The sequence below is a fragment of the Citrobacter sp. LUTT5 genome, from assembly GCF_009905315.1.
GTDB lineage: Bacteria > Pseudomonadota > Gammaproteobacteria > Enterobacterales > Enterobacteriaceae > Citrobacter > Citrobacter freundii.
In genome coordinates this window covers 58,419-74,858 of sequence record NZ_CP047606.1, presented here as the reverse complement: position 1 = coordinate 74,858, position 16,440 = coordinate 58,419, and the positions used below count along the sequence as shown (strand labels likewise).

Below are 16,440 nucleotides of genomic sequence, written 5' to 3'. Positions count from 1 at the left end.
TCCGGACAGAAATAAGACAAAAAGAGGAAATAGTGAGATATTTACGGCGCAGATCACATTTTTCGCGGGAATCAGAGTGATACCGCTCGCAAATATGCAGAGATAAAAATTTAATTCAGGATGTTTTGGATTTTCAGATCTGGAATGCTGCTCGCAGCGTGGGCCGGATAAAACGCATCCGGCACCACGTCGACACATACTTACAAGGTAATCGTCAGCTCACTGCCCTGTGGAGTAATAACTACACCCAGCTCGCTGCCCATATGCGACCCGCATTTAATGCCGCCAATTTCCTGAATATTTCGCAGGCACAGCGTCCAGTTACGTGCCTCACCGTTCCCTTTCACAGTGATGGTATTACCTACACGCGTCGCCTTCAGCGTGAAGATAACCGAGCCGTCCATCGCAGGCACTTCACACACCGCTTCCCGGCCCTCCTGCAGATGGAACAGCTGGAACGCGGTTCCTTCATGCCAGGCGTAGTCCGGCTTCTGGTTATTGCTGCCCAGCGCCAGCAGAGTGTTCTCGCGCACGTAGACTGGCAGACTCAGGAAGTCGTGCTGCTGTTTATGCCAGCGGCTGCCAGACACCTCGTCGTTACGCCACAGATGCGTCCAGCGTCCTTCCGGCAGGTAAAACTGCACATCACCCGCCTCACTGAACACCGGCGCCACCATCACGCTATCGCCCAGCATGTACTGGCGGTCGAGATAATCACATGCCGGATCGTCCGGGAACTCCAGCATCATTGCGCGCATCATCGGCGTTCCTAGCTCATTGGCGCGCGCCGCTTCGCGATATAGATACGGCATCATGCGGCATTTCTGCTCTGTGAAGTAGCGCACCACATCACAGGATTCGTCATCGTACGCCCACGGTACACGGTAGGATTTGCTACCGTGCAGACGACTATGGCTGGAGAGCAGCCCGAACGCACACCAGCGCTTGTAGACGTGCGCCGGGGCGGTATTCTCAAAGCCGCCAATATCGTGACTCCAGAAGCCAAAGCCGGACAGACCAATGGACAACCCGCCGCGCAGGCTTTCGGCCATCGATTCATAGTTGGCATAGCAATCGCCGCCCCAATGCACCGGAAACTGCTGCGCGCCGACCGAAGCTGAACGGGCAAACAGCACCGCCTCTTCTTCACCGACAGTCTCTTTCAGCACGTTCCACACCATTTCGTTGTAGATGTACGCATAATGGTTATGCATTTTCTGTGGATCAGAACCGTCAAACCACTGAACGTCAGTAGGAATGCGTTCGCCAAAGTCGGTTTTGAAGCAATCAACGCCGATATCCATCAGACCTTTCAGCTTGTTGGCATACCACTCACAGGCTTCAGGATTGGTAAAGTCATAAATCGCCAGGCCCGGCTGCCATTTATCCCATTGCCACAGGGAACCGTCCGGCCGCTTGAGCAAATACCCTTTCTCTTTCAGCTCTTTGAATATTGGCGATTTCTGGCCAATATACGGGTTAATCCACACGCAGACCTTCAGCCCTTTTTCTTTCAGGCGGCGGATCATGCCTTCCGGGTCCGGGAAGGTCAGCGGATCCCACTCAAAGTCACACCACTGGAAGGCTTTCATCCAGAAGCAGTCAAAGTGAAAAACGTGTAGCGGCAGATTGCGCTCGGCCATGCCGTCGATAAAGCTGTTGACCGTCGCTTCGTCATAATTGGTGGTGAACGACGTGGTCAGCCACAGGCCGAACGACCAGGCGGGCGGCAGCGCGGGACGGCCAGTGAACTGGGTATAACGGTTCAACACGTCCTTCGGCGTTGGGCCGTCGATGACGAAATATTCCAGATACTCACTTTCCACGCTGAACTGCACTTTCGACACTTTCTCAGAGCCGATTTCAAACGACACGCACTGCGGATGATTCACCAGCACACCGTAACCGCGGTTGGTGATATAGAACGGGATGTTCTTGTAAGATTGCTCGGTGCTGGTGCCGCCGTCACGGTTCCAGGTTTCTACCGTTTGCCCGTTACGCACCAGCGCGGTAAAGCGCTCGCCCAGGCCGTATACCGTTTCCCCGACGCCGAGATCCAGGCGCTCAAACATATAGTTTTTCCCGCTGTTGGTATCCTGCACGTAGCCGTTGTTTTTCAGCTGGCTGCCGGTAATACGTTCGCCGTTACGCAGGAAATCCAGCGACCAGAATTCCCCTTTGGTTACGCGCACGCTCAGGTTACCGCTCTTCAGTTCGGCAATCTCAGCGGTGTTGCGCATCTCGACCTTCACATCCTGCAGCACATTGAGCGGGTAATGCGGACCGGTATCCAGCGCCCCCTGGAAGTGCTCCATACGCACACCGACCACGCCTTCCTGCGGCGAGAAGAAGCGCAGGGTAAACAATGGGGTATCCAGTTGCCAGGTACGTTCACGCACGTCGCGCGGCGCAACGTAGACAATCATCTCATTGCCCTGCTGTTCAACCTCGAACACCTGAATCGGGTTAATCACGTTCAGACCGGGCTGAATCAGCCAGTTTCCATCGCTAATTTTCATCATCGGTTCCTTAGTTCTGTAATTCTTTCGTCGTGAAATCTTGCTGATTGCGGCGCGCGCCCTGCGCCAGTTGGCTCATGATTTCAGTCAGATACGGGGTTTTCAGGGTGTAGAAGCGTTTGGCGATCACGGCACTCAGCAGGTAGCAAATAGCCGGGACTATGGTGAACAGCGCGATGATGATGCTAATGGTGGCGCTGTTCTGGGTTTTCGCTGCGGCGTCGTAGCCCCCAACTGCCAGCATCCAGCCGATCAGCGCCCCGCCGAGCGCCAGACCCAGCTTGAGCACGAACAGCGTGCCCGCAAAGCTGATCCCCGTCAGACGTTTTCCGTTGCACCACTCGCCGTAATCCACGGTGTCGGACATCATTACCCACTGAATTGGCGTCACGAGCTGATGCAGTACGCCAATCACGAAGATGAAGACGAACATGGTAATGTTGGCGTGCATCGGTACGAAGAACATCGCCAGACTGACGGCCGCCAGCGCGGCGTTGGTCCACCAGAAGACGCTGACTTTGCATTTCCAGTCGGTCAGCGGCTTAGCCAGCGCAGAGCCGATAAGATTGCCGACGCAATAGGTGGTGAGGAAGGCGACAAACACTTCTGGCGTGCCCAGAATCCAGGTGACGTAATACATCATCGCCCCGCCGCGTACGCAGACAGCAAGGATGTTGAGGATGGTCAGCAGGCCGACGATGCGCCATTGATCGTTCTGCCAGATGTCGCGCAGGTCTTCACGCATTGAGTTGCTGCTCGGCGGCGCTTCCACGCGTTCTTTGGTGGTGAAAAAGCAAAATGCCAGCATCAGGAACGCCACAACCGAGAGCACGGCAATCCCGCCCTGAAAGCCGAACGCTTTATCCTCGCCGCCAATCAGATTTACCAGCGGCATCATCAGCACGGTGGAGAGCATGCCGCCCGCCGTCGCCAGCACGAAGCGCCAGGACTGCAGGGAGATACGCTGCGTGGGGTCATTGGTGATGACGCCGCCCAGCGCGCAATAGGGAATATTCACCACGGTATAAAGCAGGGTCAGCAGCGTGTAGGTGATTGCGGCATAAATCATTTTGCCATGCAGGCTGAGATCCGGTGTGCTGTAGGCGAGCACACAGACCAGACCAAACGGCAGTGCGCCAAACAGTACCCACGGGCGAAATTTCCCCCAGCGCGACCGGGTGCGGTCGGCGAGCAGTCCCATGCAAGGGTCTGAGATAGCATCCAGCGCGCGGGCCAGCAGGAACATGGTGCCGACAAAACCGGCCGGAATACCAAAAATATCGGTATAGAAGAACATCATATATAACATGACGTTATCAAAGATGATGTGGCTGGCGGCATCGCCCATACCGTAGCCAATCTTCTCTTTAACGGACAAAATCTCACTTTTCATTACGCATCCTTGTTAGCACTTTCACACGCACTGATACCGGTTACAGTTCTTGTAAACCATCCCTGTGAGCGCGGGTATTCCGATATCTCGTTATCAAATTACGATTCTTGTTTTCTGTGATCAGAGTTGCGTCGAAAAATGTGATGAAATGTAACTACCGGATTTATTGAGGATTTATATGAAACCGATCATGGCAAGACAAAAGGGAAGTTAAAAAAGTGAGTGAGGGGGTGTGGAAACCTTAGGAAGTAGCTATAATGCGCCCCGCCTCCATGTAGCAATCGAGGCGCGGAAGATCGTCATCTCCGGTGAGGTGGCTGGACTTCAAATCCAGTTGGGGGCGCCAGCGTTCCCGGGCAGGTTCGACTCCTGTGATCTTCCGCCAAAATTTATCTTTCCTCCAATGACTCCACTATGTTATTCGCATACAATATTTTAACTATTGTTTTTGGAAATTAATAAATAAACATCCAGAGGACCAAATGAAGATATCACGAGTTGAATTTGTCAAACTCTTTGGAATTTTCGATCACGTTATTGAATTTAATCAAAAAGGGGGAATAACAATAATCATTGGAGAGAATGGATTAGGTAAAACCGTAATACTTGAGTCAATTAACTCGTTATTTAATAGGAATTTTAGTTTTCTCACAAAGCTGATCTTTGAAAAATTCATAGTGGTTTTTGATAATAATGAAAGTTGGACATTAAGGAAAGGTAAATCCAAAAGCAATGAGGGAAATCTATATTTATTAAAAGGAGAAAACGGAAAAAATGAGAAACACGAACATGAAATAAAAACCAACTCTTCAGTTATATCTCCCAAAAAAGAAATACTCAGAAAAATGCATTTAAAAAGAGAGATAATGCGTCGTAAAAATATTCATGACCTAATTGAAAATCAATATTTACTTGACGGATTTGAGAACAATGAATTATATTTGGATAATGATTTATTTAATGAGCAATTTAACAGTTATTATGAGTTAATTCAAAACCATAATCCTAAAAACCCACCATGGTTTGAGGAAAAAATAGATGAAATAAATGTACGATTAATTGAGACACAAAGAATAACTGCCAGAAAAGATATCAATAGTGAAATAATGTTAAACTCTGTTGATTACTGTTCTAAAGAATTAAGGAATATGATCACAAAGGCAGTGAAGGAATCATCAGATGTAGCTTCAGAACTTGATAGTACATATCCTAACAGGCTAATTGTTGAGCTAAAGAGAGGAACGGAAAATTCTTTTGAAGAATTAAATTCCGCACTTTCAAAACTTAATGATAGACGTAAACTATTATCATCTGTCGGATTAATAACAGATTCAAAAGATAACGATCTTCTTCAAATTGACCAAGAACAAGAAGATCTTATTAATGTATTAAAAATATATATCGATGACAGTCATAAAAAGCTTGCTCCGTTTGAAGAAATTTCAAGAAAAATAAAGACATTCAAAGAGATTATAAATACCAGATTTAAGCACAAAAAAATAGAAATAACTCAAAATGAGGGCATTTCATTTAAGTCCACAATAATTAAAGATAAAAAAGATAGTGAAATGACAATTCCATCATCAGGTTTATCATCCGGTGAGCAAAATGAGTTAATATTATTTTACAAGTTAATTTTTAATTCTCAGAAAAACGATCTTATTCTAATAGATGAACCCGAATTATCATTACATATATCGTGGCAAAACAAATTCATAGAAGACATTAAAGATATAATTTCTATCAACGGGCTTTCGGTTGTAATAGCTACACACTCTCCAGACATTATAGGCGAAAACTGGAATTTAAGAGTTGAATTGAAAGGAGTGGAATAATGTTCCAAGACCACATCACTCCCCACAGGACAGCTAATGCAATGCTTCAGGATACTAGCACATTTTATTTCCTTTTAGTTGAGGGAATAAAAGATTTGCCTACTTATAAGAAACTAATCAGTGAAGGAGTGCAAATTAAGGTATCATTTGGAAAGCATAAAATGAAAGAAATTGATGAATTACTGAAAAAAAGAGGATTCGAAAACTATTTAGGAATTCGTGATGCAGATTTCCTAAGATTAAAAAACAATTCTAAATTTAATCAAAATTACTGTGGCAATATATTTGCAACTGATGAACATGACTCAGAAAGCATGATCATAGCCAGCGATGCTTTAACAGATTTTATTAACCACATCTCACATGAAAGTAACACTAAAACATTTTCATCTCAATACGGCTCAATAAGAGACCTTTGCTATAGATTATGTTACCCAATAGCTTGCTTAAGATTAGCATCAAAAAAATATGATCTTGGCCTTGCATTTAAACCATTAAAACCAGAAGGAAATAAAGTAAAGTTTAAAAAATTCATATGTGAGAAAGAATTTATTTACTTAGGACATGAGAAAATGATTAACACCTTAGTAGAATACTCCACTAACCGAGGTGGTAACATACCTCCAAGAGAAGATATACTAAAGGCACTAGATAAAATAATATCAGAAAATTATTCCTTGTATGACATTGTGAATGGTCATGATCTTTCAGAAGTATTATATATTATATGTAAAAAGGATTGAAAATACAAAATAAACTGCTTAGTGATGCTGGTTGTGTAGAAGACATGCTTAGAATGACATATAACATGGAGTATTTTAAAAGAACTAAAATTTACGGAGATATATGTGACCACCAAAATAAAATACAAAAACCAATTCTTCGTGAATAGTCTACCGTTAAATTTATTAGTACTAAATATTTTATATACATCTTTCATTATATATTGAGTTATTTTATTAGAAAGCAGTTAAACTCATCCATGAGGAGGTATGCCTTTTTTTCTTAAAGCCTCCCTCGCCAGTTCCTTCAACCAACTGGCGAGACTTACCCCTTCTTCTGCCGCCACAGCATCCAACTGCTCTTTCAATGCCGGATCAATACGCATTTTGAACTGCGGCGATTGACCACCACCTTTTGGTTTTTTTTCGCGCGATATGATTGACATGGAGCCACCTATCCAATTACTCTCACCATATAGGAGGCCACCTAAAAGCCTTCTACACTAGCAACGCCCCGTTGTGCGGGAACACAGCCGGAGCGTCTAACCTCACCAACTATCAAGGAGTTGATTATGGCTGATTCGCATTCTACCCCAGACAGCGACCAATCCGGAACCGAACGTTCGGTAATTGTGGGATATCGCCCGAATGTTTTCGACAAATCCACACCCAAAATTATTCTTTCCGGCAAATGGCTCCGCGCAGCAGGGTTTGATACCGGGCAACAGATTAGCGTAAAAGTGATGAACGGCTGTATCGTCCTGATGGTCTATGGCGAGCAGGAGCAACGGTTGCAGGATGAACTGAAAGAGGCAAATCAGAAGCTGAACAGAATTGAGAGCACGCTGGCGACTCTCCAGTGAAGTACGGCTGAACCTGTAAGCGTTACTTACAGGTTCACTTGGTGCCGGATGGCGCTTGCGCTTATCCGGCCTACTCTCCTGGAAAATGAAGCCAAAGTGTAACGGGAACCCAAACAAATGAATCACCACGAAAAACCAGACACCATCTTTTCGATTGACGACGATGAAAAAGTCGAAGAAATAAAAATTCAGTTACTGAAAGCTAAGATTCAATGTGCACAATGTGATATTCATTCTGATAATATTGTTAACGGCGATAATTTCTTTGATGAATTAATGGAGCCTAATAAATGAAAAAAGCATTATAAACTTACGGGCAATAATCAATAATTATGATATTTGAAGCAGCAACTCATTATCCATGAATCAGAAACGCATTAGAAATCATTCAACCACTACACTAAAAATCATAATAAAAATACTATCCTGATGGCCTATGCCAAACGATAAACATGACAGCACAATAAACACCATATTATAATCCCGCTAAAAATACACAGGCATCCTTTTTCTTTAATCAGGAAGGGACAGCCTCGTTTCTAATAAATTAGATTATTGGGTTACATATGAAAAACGTATTCATGGCAATGGTTATCGCTCTCGTCACTATCACCGCATCATCTACTGTTTTCGCATGCCCGAAAGGAGAACACCCGCACGGCGGTACTGGCTCACACCATAAGGGCGGCTGGTGCTCGTATGATCAGTAAAATTGCCATTCCTGTCTTGTTATTGCTCTTTTTTCAACGCCTGTACTGGCAAAATCGACATTGAATATCGACGGCAACTCGCTTTATCACGGCTATCAGTTGTATGAGAAAGGTTTTGATTATTTGAATGTTCGGGATGAACAGACAGCAGTGATGTATATGTCTTTTGTTGCCGGTGTAGCGGGGACACTATCAAAAGAAAATATCATCTGTAATGAAAGCATAACCATTGGACAGGAAGCTGATATTGTTGGTAATTACCTCCAGACCCATCCTAAAGAACGAACAAAATACAGTCCTTCTGAATTGGCCATGATTGCTTTGGGCAAAGAACTTGCTTGTAACAAAAATAGTAATAGCTAGCGCTGTACGCAGCTTATTTACCGGATGGCGCTAACGCTTATCCGACCTACCGCCTCCCCAAAAAATAAAGCCGCTGACCCATTAATCAGCGGCTTTTCCATTACCAGCAACTACATCAGAAGTTATATTTCACGCCGAGCATACCGCGGGTATCGCTGTAGCCTTTGTCGCCGACCTGTTGGGCCACGTTGCTCCACACGTTGAGGCGCGGAGTAATTTGACCTTCAACGCCCACTTTCAGCTCGCCGATATTCTTCGTACCGCGCATATCGTTGCTCACATCATCCATCTTCACGCTGGTCGTCTGCGTGTTGTGGATCCAGTTGACTTCGACAAACGGCTGGAACTCGCGAGATTTACCGTCATCGATGGCGTTATGGCCGTTGATAAAGGCTTTCACGCCCAGACGAGTCATCAGGTTGCCATCGGTGTCATCCTTCACGCGGGTACCGTTCGCTTCGCGGTGGCTGTCGGCCTGCACGTCCATCCATACCACCTGCGCTTTCGGTTGCAGCCAGTAGCTGTTGCGCTCGTTTTCACCCAGTTTGAAGCTGTAACCGGCTTCTACCGAAGCAGTGATCCCGCTGGATTTGTATTTCTCTGTCGCCTGCTCCTGGCCCATCACTTTGTTATCAAACCAGTTGTACAGCATCCAGGTGTCTACGTAAGTGCCTGTTTTGTCTGCGTCATTGGCATACCATGTGCCGTACAGCCCTACGCTGTAACCGGTAACCTGACCACGTGAATGGTAGCCGGTCAGGCTGGACTGCGTGCGGTTCTGGCTGTTGGCGTAACCTGCCATTGCGCCGATGTGCCAACGGTCGAGACCGTCGCTACTCCACTGCGCCAGATCGCCGCCTAGCTGCAACACATAGCTGTTGCTTTGGGTTTTCAACTGCCCGCTACCGTCTTTAAAGCGGGTATGCGCCCCGACGTTACGCATCCACATACTGGTGACTTTTTTCTCACCCGTCAGCATGTCGATGTACTGCGTCTCTCCCAGACGATCGTGCAGTCGGGTCATAAACAGCGTGTTAGCGGCGTAGTTGTTCGCCAGATAACTGCCTGCTTCCGGGCGGTATTGCTGCTCGGTGACCGGAGGTGCGACAGGTATTTCCGGCTCAGGGATTATCGGATCGACCGGGTCTGGATCGACAGGACCTGGGTCAATAGGGTCAACCGGATCCGGGTCAACGGGGTCTGGGTCGATGGGATCTACCGGGTCCGGATCGACCGGGTCCGGTTCTTCCGGATCCGGCGGAGCAGGAATAAAGCTGGTCAGATACCAGTTGCTGCCCTTTTGCACCACGTTATAGTCGTACGCACCGGCAACAATACGGCCTGCTTTCTCAAAAGTACCGTCAGAATTACCGGCTACTTCGATGATCTCAATACCTTCAACGGTCTGCGCCCCGGTTCCGCCAATGTTGTTCACCGCCACAAACGCATTACCCGCGGTGTTGCCGAGCACTTTCAGCTTGTCGGTTTCGGAGGTGTCGTCATTCAGGACGGTATTGAAAACCAGTTTGCCGCCGTTGCCGGTGAAATCTTCATTAATGGTAAGCGTCTGCCACGGTTCGCCATCAGTATGCCCAAAGTTCACCACTGACCCGCCGTTCAGCGTCAGGTCGGTGAGCGTTGAGCTTTTGGTCATGTTCCAGGTCGCATCGCTCATTTGCAGCGAGATAACACCCGTTCCGGCCGTGACGCTGGTGATGTATGACGCCCCACTCCACAACGAGTTGTCGGTCATGTTGAGCGTAATGGTACTGTTTTGCTGCGGCAGGCTGCTGGTCGCGGCAGTCGCGCCAGCGGCGTGAAGATCGCCGTCGATAAGGAAGCGCCCGCCAGCGGAGCCGTCTACGGAGCCGCCCGTTTCGGTGCTGATGGCATAACTTTCATTGCTGTGATTGCCCGCCATAGTAATGGCGGCGCCGCCAGCCAGGTTTATTGCCCCGCGTGAAGTCGCATACAGACCGCGTGGCGCTTTGCTGTAAGACGCCGCTTTCGCCGAATTGTTTACGTTGATCGTCGCGTTTTCGCCGAGATTCACGGTTGCATTGGTGGAATAAACCGCATGGGCGCTTGCACCGCTCACCGAAATGGTGGCGTTATTGCCCAGTTCCGTTTTGGAAGATGAGGCGGCATAGATCCCTGTCGAGGAAGCACCCGACGTCTCGATAGTGGCGTCATCACCAAGGCGGATCGAGGAACCACTCTGCCCGGTGCGAAGACCTTCTGAACTGTCACCGATCGTCACAATGTGTGCCCGATCGCCGACGACAATCGTATTTTTAGCCTGCGTGGCGTCTTTCATTGCGTTTGCAGTGATACCACGCCCCTGATAACCGGTGGTTTGAATATACAGATCGTCGCCGACGTAAATGCTGGCTGAGCCTTTCCAACCCTGGCTATAGGAGTTGTAACCGGCGTTAATACCGTCACCATCCTGACCGTCCACATAAATGCTGGTGCGATCTCCGGTGATGATAAAAACCGGGTTATCCGGCGTATTGGCCCCGTGCGTACGAATACCGTCAACATCTTTACCATTATTAGCGGCATTCTTCGACTGTGTGCGAATCGTCAGGTCGTCACCGAAAATAACGCCTGGGCTACCCGTCGCGCTATTCTGAATAACGGTAATGGAGTGCTCGAAGGCTTCTGCTCCTGGCCCATTGAGCGTTAACCCATTGCCAAAAACCGGAATGGTGCCAGCACTCCATTGATAAACATAATTCGGCGTAGCGCTGGTTTTAGCGAAACTGGCATTCGCCTGTGCAGGAAATAAAGCCTGCAACTCCGGGGGCAGACTACTAACCAGACCGCTGGAAGGAAGACTATCAACATCAATCCAGGCTGCATGGGCCGAAAATACCATAGAAGTTAATGCGGCTGAAACCGCGATGGCAATACGAGAGTAAGATTTGGGATTTGGCATATTAGCCTCCTGCTATTAGGCGTAGAGCGTCCACCACATCGCAAGGATGTGAAATAATAAAAATCAGAAATGCGTTATAAAATATTCGATAGTATTTTATGAATACTATGGCCCAACTTATCTTCAAGCCGGAGCTTATAGACATATATTTTCTTAATATCAATATTATCTATTTGGGTAATTTGCTGAATACTTTTTCCTGAGACAAATCGCTTCAGTAATATCATTTCTGTATAGTTGAGTGTGCGCCCACGTTTACTGTTAGCGAGATGACCGGTAAATAATCGTCTCATTTTCTGATGCTGTACGTCATCATCATCATCAGAATATATAATCCCTTGTATTTTATTGCTTTTCGACAGCCAGTAGTTGGCTAACGGCGCCAGGTTCCGGTCCGCTATCAAAACAATATGCATACCGCTATAAGCCAGACGATCAACCCATTGCGGGTCGGCAAACAGGCGCAGGTTCGGGAAAGAGAAGTCCACAAAAATAAACCCGCGCGACAAATGGTTTTGATTATTAAGCAGAAGTTTTTCAATAATTCCTTTTTGCAGAAAGCCATTTCCCTCAGGCCAGATAGCAAAAGCGGCACGGTGACAGTAACTGGCGCGAACCGCAGCATCCGGAAATAATTGACAGGATAATTCACAGCTTATGCAACGAACACTCTGTGATGGTGATCTCTTCATCAAAAATGACTCCTGTTATTTTTCCATAAATATTTCATTGGTAAATAAATGTGTCAATCCGACACGTACAACATTCCTTGTCAGCTAATAACAGTGGCGCTAATAAAATGTAATAAACTCCTGATGTGCTAATAAGTATGGACTGTGATTAATACGATTGCGCTAAGCTTTTTTGTGCCTTATCTCAGAATAACAGTCTGGGCATTAGGAATTTTATGCATAAATTAAAATCCTAGGATAAATCTTAAAAAAGCACTATTTGCTAAAAAACAACCGATGTAAACGATGCTCATTAATTACACAATACTGATAACTCAATCACCCTTGAAGTGCTGTGTATAAATATAATGATAATTCAGATAAACCTGTAATGAATTCTCATTATTTAACATTAGTTAATTTTACCTAAGAACTTGATCAGCTAACACGTTGTATGTAAAGAACATTTAAATCTTAAGTGAAATTCTTATCTGCGATCACGTACAAAGAGTGAGGCATATTATCAATTTGGATGTAAAATTTAAGGTAAGTGTTGGCACATGCGGTGATACGTTTAGGTTACTGAGGGCTGGGCAATTGTACCTTATCAATCAGTTGGTCGAATTTAATCCTGATAACAAAAGCCTGGTCAATCGACAGACAGGGCGAGCAATTCAACTACAGATACCAGCCTCGCTCTGTTTTCTCTATTTAATTACTCACGCAAGTGACATTGTTTCTCAGAACACGTTGATTAAAGTGGGCTGGGGTGAGAGAAATAATGTGACCACCACCAACACATTTTACCAGGCTATTCTGACGCTACGTAATGCTCTGGCGGATGTGGGTCTGCCGAGAGATACGGTAAAAACAATTTCCCGGCGCGGGCTTGCATTAAATGAAAATACGCAGGTTGAGGCGATAACACATCCTCAAAGTGAAGTTTACCTGCCACCGGTTATAGAGGATTACGCGCCCCCAAAGATAATTGCTCCCGCGCCTCAACAAACGACGCGGGGACCCTGGTGGAACATTATATTTAGCACGGGCATCGTTATTGCCACCCTGATTATCTGGCTGGTGTGGTATCAGACGCGTCCTGTTATGCCGTTTAGTAAATTCGTGTCTGTTTCTATGCAAGTTCCCTCTCGGCAAAACTGTAAAATTTATTACTCACCAAATGAGCACGACCAGGAGAATTATTTCAATCTGATGCAACTGCATCCCTATCTCTGCGAAAACAACAAGCACGTCTTCCTTTCCGGCTACCGCAAAGCGGAGAGGATCGTGGCGTTTGTCTGTGATAAAGATGCGCGGATAGATGCTAACGCGTTTTGTACTACCCACTATTACTGGATGCGCGGGTAATGAAAAAAATACATCACCTTATTCTGCTGGTAATCGGTCTGGCGACGTTGCTCGGTTCAGGCGGGTGGCTATGGTATTCACGCTTTGCCGAAAAGCCGCTGAGTTGCATCGGCAACGTGGAATGGAATATTGGCAGCAATCGCTTTGCCGGTACGTTAGCGTTTCGGATGTACGATAATGCAGGTTTGGCCACCATTACCGGAAAACTGTACGGACGTAATACCTCAGACATCAGCAGGAACATTTATTTCAACTACACCAGACAGCACGAAGCCCGGGTGCTACAGGCGATGCAGGTGGTCAAAACCTTCGCAGACAGCGCCGATGAAACGGATATTAACAATACCTTACCCGGTTTTTACCGCCAAAGCGGACGAACCCTCAGTCTGGTCATGGAAGAGTATAAGGGCACATGGATCTTTGCCAGCTCCAATGTACCCTCGTTGTATTGCCGCAAGAGGTAACGTCATATCCGGAAACAAAAATCGCGCCCCCTCAATGGAATTCATATTTGCCATCATCGACTTACGCGACATGGGTCACTGAATCTTCTAATAACCCATTGCTATTCTTCATCCCGAATCAGGAAACATCCTGAATATCACGATATCCATTGCGTAATAATTAAGCGAAATGGGCGTTTTATTTTGTCCAGAAGACTTCAATCTACGGATGGATATTTGGAGAAGGCGTGGGCAGGGGCGTTTATCTCTCTCGCGAGCAATGTCTGAAGGTTCAGGCGTTATCGCATTTCAGGAAACGGTATGTTTCCGGTGTATTTTTGGCGTACATATGAGGGATACGTAATGTTTACTTTTAAAAAGTGCCTGATTGCACTTTCTATAAATTTGGCCGTTGTTTCATCAGGTTTTGCTTGTACGACCCTGCTGGTCGGTAACGAAGCATCAGCGGACGGCTCGATGCTGGTTGCCCGTAGCGCTGACAGCGATGCCCTGAAAGCGCAACATTTTGTCATTCACCCGGCAAAACAGAATCAGACCGGGGTATACAGCACCAAAGCACATAACGGTGCGAATGACTTTACCTGGCCGCTACCCAAAAACTCGCTGCGTTATACCACTGTTCCAAACTGGAAAACCCAACTGCACGGCGCGACCGGATTTAACGAGCTGGGGGTTGGCGTGAGCGGCACAGAATCTATTTTTGCCTCACCAAAAGCGCTGGCCGCCGACCCGTACGTTGAGGATAAAGGGATCACCGAAGACGATATTCCGGATATTCTGCTGTCGCAGAGTAAAACCGCGCGTGAAGCCGTGGCGCTACTGGGCCATATCGTTGAGACCGTCGGCGCAGGCGAAGGCTTTGGCGTTGCCGTCGTCGACGATAACGAGATCTGGTATCTGGAAACCGGCAGCGGCCATCAGTGGATGGCGCAGCGTCTGCCAAATAACCAGTATTTTGCCACCGGTAACCAGGGCCGCTTACAGGATTACGATCCGAAAAACCCGGACATGATGGCGTCAAAAAACCTGATTCAATTTGCGACCGAAAAGGGTCTGTACGAACCGGCAAAAGATGGCAAATTCAACTTCTCCAAAGCCTATACCCGTGATGATGAGCGTGACCGCACGTATAACGACCCTCGCGTTTGGACCATCCAGAAAGAGTTCAATCCTTCCGTAAACCAGGATATGGCCAAAGGACGTGAATTCCCGGTCTTCATGACGCCAGAGAAGAAAATGACGCTGGACGATGTGAAGGCCGTACTGCGTAACCATTATGAAGGCACCAGCCATGACCCCTACACCAACGGTCTGAACGGCAAAGAGCCATGGCGTCCGGTCAGCGTCTTCCGCACCTATGAAGCGCATGTTATGCAGGTCCGTCCGTGGTTGCCAAAAGAGATCGGTGAAACGACCTACATTGGTTTGGGCATGGCTGATCTCACCGCCTTTGTTCCGTACTACAGCGGCCTGAAAGCGTATCCGGCTAACTATACGATGGGTACCGATAAAGCGGACGATCAGTCTATCTACTGGAAATATCGTAAATTACAAACGCTGACGATGACCGATTATCCGAAGCTCGCGCCAATCGTCAAAAATGCCTACAAAGCGTGGGAAGACAAAGTGGCCAAGGAGCAAAAAGAGGTTGAAGCAGAGTATCTGAAGATGGCGAAAACCGATAAACCAGCCGCCGATAAGATGCTGAATGACTTCAACCTGCGCATCATGGCCGACGCCGAGAAGCTGACGGAAGATCTGACTAATCAGCTATTTACCATCCGCACCAAAGACATTCAGTCTGATATCTTCTTTGCAAACGCTGCGAAAAAAGACTGAGTAACGACGCGATAGTATTCTGGCACAAAGTCAACGTTAGAACTTTGTGCCAGCAGTATGGCTTACATTTCTTGTCAGGGTAGTTGTTCTAGAACCGGGCTTCTAAGATGCGAGTTGGCCCAGCAGGCGGCCTGTGTTCGGTTATTCACAGAGATTTTTTTAAAAATATTATAAATATGCGTTCTCACTGTATTTTCACTGATAAAAAATGCGTTAGCAATTTCAACATTTGATGCCCCTTTCGACAATTCAGTCAGAACTTCATATTCTCTTTCGGTTAAAACTCCGTTGTCATTATAGGATGGCATGAGGTTTATATTTTTTTGCGGCGGTGATAGTGAGCGTGGTGGACGAGAAGTCTTACGCCCCTCTTTAAGAAGAGTTAATAAATGTTCAATAGAGCAATTATTTGGTACGATCGACTCAAAATTTGGCCATAGCATGTTCTCATATAGCGGGAGCGATCGCAGGCAATTAATAATATAAACACGCAAACCACATGCGCTTTCATTAAGTAGTTTTGACCAGATATTTTTTAATTTACGACTAGATGCCTGAATATCATAGAGGATGATACTTTCCTCAGTGATAAACGACATATCCGGTCTGCTAATGTTAACAAAATCAACCAGTATATTGCTTTGCTTATTGAGATAATCCAGCAACAGCTGCGTTTGTATTGATTGGTTACTAATCAGTATTATCTTACTGTCCATGTTAAGCATATGTGGCCTTCATTCAAATGAGGATTG

The 16,440-nt window shown here is 46.6% G+C and carries 14 protein-coding genes and 1 tRNA gene; 9 read left to right on the top strand and 6 right to left on the bottom strand.

Annotated features, from left to right (window positions below; genetic code table 11):
* Nucleotides 1-200: 200 nt before the first annotated feature.
* Entirely contained in the window at nucleotides 201-2,519 is a 2,319-nt protein-coding gene (gene yicI / locus GUC46_RS00360; protein ID WP_130715298.1) for an alpha-xylosidase, read from the bottom strand.
* Between the two features lie 10 nt (nucleotides 2,520-2,529).
* Nucleotides 2,530-3,912, bottom strand: a complete 1,383-nt coding sequence (locus GUC46_RS00355) for a glycoside-pentoside-hexuronide family transporter (protein WP_130715299.1) — start codon at nucleotides 3,910-3,912, stop codon at nucleotides 2,530-2,532.
* 290 nt (nucleotides 3,913-4,202) lie between these two features.
* Between GUC46_RS00355 and GUC46_RS00350 the strand changes: the two genes are divergently transcribed.
* From GUC46_RS00350 to GUC46_RS00340, 3 genes are all read left to right on the top strand, one after another.
* Nucleotides 4,203-4,297 (top strand) — tRNA-Sec (locus GUC46_RS00350).
* 97 nt (nucleotides 4,298-4,394) lie between these two features.
* Nucleotides 4,395-5,747, top strand: coding sequence for an AAA family ATPase (locus GUC46_RS00345; protein WP_130715300.1), 1,353 nt, complete (start codon nucleotides 4,395-4,397; stop codon nucleotides 5,745-5,747).
* Nucleotides 5,747-6,490 carry a DUF4435 domain-containing protein gene (locus GUC46_RS00340; RefSeq protein ID WP_160179639.1) on the top strand — a complete coding sequence of 248 codons (744 nt, stop codon included), beginning with the start codon at nucleotides 5,747-5,749 and terminating at the stop codon, nucleotides 6,488-6,490. Before GUC46_RS00345 ends, GUC46_RS00340 begins: the two co-directional genes overlap by 1 nt.
* A 233-nt stretch (nucleotides 6,491-6,723) precedes the next feature.
* On the opposite strand, the gene GUC46_RS00335 is transcribed toward GUC46_RS00340, so the two are convergent.
* On the bottom strand, nucleotides 6,724-6,915 hold the full coding sequence (locus GUC46_RS00335; protein WP_130715302.1) for a toxin-antitoxin system HicB family antitoxin: 192 nt from the start codon (nucleotides 6,913-6,915) through the stop codon (nucleotides 6,724-6,726).
* 126 nt (nucleotides 6,916-7,041) lie between these two features.
* Between GUC46_RS00335 and GUC46_RS00330 the strand changes: the two genes are divergently transcribed.
* The 3 genes from GUC46_RS00330 (at nucleotide 7,042) to GUC46_RS00320 (ending at nucleotide 8,405) form a co-directional block, all read left to right on the top strand.
* On the top strand, nucleotides 7,042-7,332 hold the full coding sequence (locus tag GUC46_RS00330) for a SymE family type I addiction module toxin (protein WP_121572119.1): 291 nt from the start codon (nucleotides 7,042-7,044) through the stop codon (nucleotides 7,330-7,332).
* 117 nt (nucleotides 7,333-7,449) lie between these two features.
* Nucleotides 7,450-7,626 carry a hypothetical protein gene (locus tag GUC46_RS00325; protein WP_003844487.1) on the top strand — a complete coding sequence of 59 codons (177 nt, stop codon included), beginning with the start codon at nucleotides 7,450-7,452 and terminating at the stop codon, nucleotides 7,624-7,626.
* A gap of 476 nt (nucleotides 7,627-8,102) precedes the next feature.
* A complete protein-coding gene (locus tag GUC46_RS00320) occupies nucleotides 8,103-8,405 on the top strand; it encodes a Rap1a/Tai family immunity protein (protein ID WP_225990927.1) in 303 nt (100 codons plus the stop codon).
* Nucleotides 8,406-8,520: 115 nt separating this feature from the next.
* Here GUC46_RS00320 and misL read toward each other — a convergent pair whose 3' ends face one another.
* Nucleotides 8,521-11,346 (bottom strand): intestinal colonization autotransporter adhesin MisL, encoded by a 2,826-nt coding sequence (gene misL / locus GUC46_RS00315; protein WP_160179637.1) that lies wholly within the window; start codon nucleotides 11,344-11,346, stop codon nucleotides 8,521-8,523.
* Nucleotides 11,347-11,420: 74 nt separating this feature from the next.
* A complete protein-coding gene (locus GUC46_RS00310) occupies nucleotides 11,421-12,038 on the bottom strand; it encodes a helix-turn-helix transcriptional regulator (protein WP_003023988.1) in 618 nt (205 codons plus the stop codon).
* A 576-nt stretch (nucleotides 12,039-12,614) separates the two neighbouring features.
* Between GUC46_RS00310 and GUC46_RS00305 the strand changes: the two genes are divergently transcribed.
* The 3 genes from GUC46_RS00305 (at nucleotide 12,615) to GUC46_RS00295 (ending at nucleotide 15,688) form a co-directional block, all read left to right on the top strand.
* Nucleotides 12,615-13,385, top strand: coding sequence for a winged helix-turn-helix domain-containing protein (locus GUC46_RS00305; protein WP_193147913.1), 771 nt, complete (start codon nucleotides 12,615-12,617; stop codon nucleotides 13,383-13,385).
* Nucleotides 13,385-13,849, top strand: coding sequence for a hypothetical protein (locus GUC46_RS00300; RefSeq protein ID WP_003840687.1), 465 nt, complete (start codon nucleotides 13,385-13,387; stop codon nucleotides 13,847-13,849). Before GUC46_RS00305 ends, GUC46_RS00300 begins: the two co-directional genes overlap by 1 nt.
* Before the next feature lie 342 nt (nucleotides 13,850-14,191).
* Nucleotides 14,192-15,688: a C69 family dipeptidase gene (locus GUC46_RS00295; protein ID WP_130715305.1), complete on the top strand. Its 1,497-nt coding sequence runs from the start codon at nucleotides 14,192-14,194 to the stop codon at nucleotides 15,686-15,688.
* Nucleotides 15,689-15,762: 74 nt separating this feature from the next.
* Here GUC46_RS00295 and GUC46_RS00290 read toward each other — a convergent pair whose 3' ends face one another.
* A complete protein-coding gene (locus GUC46_RS00290; RefSeq protein WP_121572120.1) occupies nucleotides 15,763-16,413 on the bottom strand; it encodes a LuxR C-terminal-related transcriptional regulator in 651 nt (216 codons plus the stop codon).
* Nucleotides 16,414-16,440: the final 27 nt, after the last annotated feature.

Bases quoted from the DNA above. Each gene is read 5' to 3' on its own strand.
- GUC46_RS00335 (WP_130715302.1), bottom strand. From the start codon at position 6,915: ATGTCAATCATATCGCGCGAAAAAAAACCAAAAGGTGGTGGTCAATCG.
- GUC46_RS00290 (WP_121572120.1), bottom strand. From the start codon at position 16,413: ATGCTTAACATGGACAGTAAGATAATACTGATTAGTAACCAATCAATA.
- misL (WP_160179637.1), bottom strand. From the start codon at position 11,346: ATGCCAAATCCCAAATCTTACTCTCGTATTGCCATCGCGGTTTCAGCC.
- GUC46_RS00300 (WP_003840687.1), top strand. From the start codon at position 13,385: ATGAAAAAAATACATCACCTTATTCTGCTGGTAATCGGTCTGGCGACG.
- GUC46_RS00325 (WP_003844487.1), top strand. From the start codon at position 7,450: ATGAATCACCACGAAAAACCAGACACCATCTTTTCGATTGACGACGAT.
- yicI (WP_130715298.1), bottom strand. From the start codon at position 2,519: ATGAAAATTAGCGATGGAAACTGGCTGATTCAGCCCGGTCTGAACGTG.
- GUC46_RS00345 (WP_130715300.1), top strand. From the start codon at position 4,395: ATGAAGATATCACGAGTTGAATTTGTCAAACTCTTTGGAATTTTCGAT.
- GUC46_RS00295 (WP_130715305.1), top strand. From the start codon at position 14,192: ATGTTTACTTTTAAAAAGTGCCTGATTGCACTTTCTATAAATTTGGCC.
- GUC46_RS00330 (WP_121572119.1), top strand. From the start codon at position 7,042: ATGGCTGATTCGCATTCTACCCCAGACAGCGACCAATCCGGAACCGAA.
- GUC46_RS00310 (WP_003023988.1), bottom strand. From the start codon at position 12,038: ATGAAGAGATCACCATCACAGAGTGTTCGTTGCATAAGCTGTGAATTA.
- GUC46_RS00355 (WP_130715299.1), bottom strand. From the start codon at position 3,912: ATGAAAAGTGAGATTTTGTCCGTTAAAGAGAAGATTGGCTACGGTATG.
- GUC46_RS00340 (WP_160179639.1), top strand. From the start codon at position 5,747: ATGTTCCAAGACCACATCACTCCCCACAGGACAGCTAATGCAATGCTT.